Origin of the sequence: Megamonas sp. Calf98-2 (assembly GCF_900110235.1) — a bacterium.
GTDB lineage: Bacteria > Bacillota > Negativicutes > Selenomonadales > Selenomonadaceae > Megamonas > Megamonas funiformis.
Window position 1 is genome coordinate 1 of sequence record NZ_FOCY01000067.1, and the last position, 1,493, is coordinate 1,493.

The following is a 1,493-nucleotide window of genomic DNA, read 5'->3' on the forward strand; positions in this document are numbered from 1 at the left end:
TTTTTTAATTTATTTTTTGTTTTTAACAATTTTCTTCTTTTGAGTTACGCCATTCATTAGCGTGATAATTATTATATATGCTTTTTATGTCTTTGTCAACACTTTTTTATAAAAATATTTCATTTTATTTTACTTATATCTCCAGACTGTATAGATATTATGTTTTGAGCTATTTTTTGCTTAGGCCAATCCCACCATTTTAAAATTTCCAATTCATTAATAATATCTTCAGAAAATCTTTTTCTTATAATTTTTGCTGGAACACCTCCAACTATACTATAAGCAGGAACATCTTTTGTTACTAATGCTCTTGTACCAATAATTGCACCATCACCAATTTCCACGCCTGCCAAAATTATTGCCTTGTAACCAATCCATACATCATTACCTATTACAATATCTCCTTTATTATCCCAACCAGATGCTACATCTTTTTTATTCATATTCCATTCATCAAATAAAAGTGCAAAAGGATATGTAGAAAGTGATTTTAATGTATGATTAGCGCTGTTAAATAAAAATTTAGCGCCACAAGCTATAGAACAAAATTTTCCTATGATTAATTTTTCATTATTTATAGGGTAGTGATATAAAACATTATTTTTCTCAAAAGCTTCAGGATTTCTTTCAAAATCATTATATATAGTATAATCTCCTACAATAATATCTTGTTTTGTTATCACATTTTTTAAATAAATTGTAGTTTTATCATCTTTTCTAGGATATATATCATTTAAACTCATAAATATAAACTCCTTTAAATCAATATATTTAAATAGCTTTCATATATCCATAATATGCTAGTGAAATTATTTATTCTACACCATGAATAATACAGAATTAATCTTACTAAAAATAAAAGGCTCAGCTTATTTATTAAACTGAACCTTCTATTTTTATTTTGTATATAAAATTTTTCTAATCGTATCTACAGATAAATAATATTTTTGCGCTAAATTTTCTATAGAAATACCTTGCTTATAATCATCTTTTATTTTTTTATTTCTATTTTTATATTCTTGTTTTATTCCAGAAATTGCTCCCCAAGATTTATAATTTTCTTTTTTTATAGGAATATAAATATATTTACCTTGAATATATTTTTGTATTTCTTCTATTAGTTTTTCTGGTAATATCACATTTGCATTAATATATTTCATTATGGCTCCCCCTTGATAATATATCAAGAAACAAAGCCAATATATTGTGACTTTATTACTCCATACAATAGTCACAAATAATCAGCTTTGTATGGAGTAAATTTTGATTATTTTTCATAAATAGCAACTCCCTTTATCTATAAAATAAAAAAAGTATAAAAACATCTTTTAATAAAATGTTTCTATACTTTTATAATATCATATATAAATCCTAAATATAAAGAAAAAAGCACTGAAGTATTCAGTGCTTTTTTCTTAACTGGCAACTTCCTATCCTCCCAGCACGTCTCCATGCAAGTACTTTCGGCCTCTAAATGCTTAACTACTGTGTTC

General features: G+C 25.0%; 2 protein-coding genes. Both read right to left on the minus strand.

Annotated elements, in window-relative coordinates; all coding sequences use genetic code 11:
• Nucleotides 1-119 precede the first annotated feature (119 nt).
• Nucleotides 120-743, minus strand: coding sequence for a CatB-related O-acetyltransferase (locus BMX03_RS11025; protein WP_091695434.1), 624 nt, complete (start codon nt 741-743; stop codon nt 120-122).
• Between the two features lie 153 nt (nt 744-896).
• Nucleotides 897-1,160 carry a CD3324 family protein gene (locus BMX03_RS11030; RefSeq protein ID WP_091695437.1) on the minus strand — a complete coding sequence of 88 codons (264 nt, stop codon included), beginning with the start codon at nt 1,158-1,160 and terminating at the stop codon, nt 897-899.
• Between the last annotated feature and the right edge of the window lie 333 nt (nt 1,161-1,493).

Coding starts and splice junctions, on each gene's coding strand:
- BMX03_RS11030 (WP_091695437.1), bottom strand. CDS start 1,160: ATGAAATATATTAATGCAAATGTGATATTACCAGAAAAACTAATAGAA.
- BMX03_RS11025 (WP_091695434.1), bottom strand. CDS start 743: ATGAGTTTAAATGATATATATCCTAGAAAAGATGATAAAACTACAATT.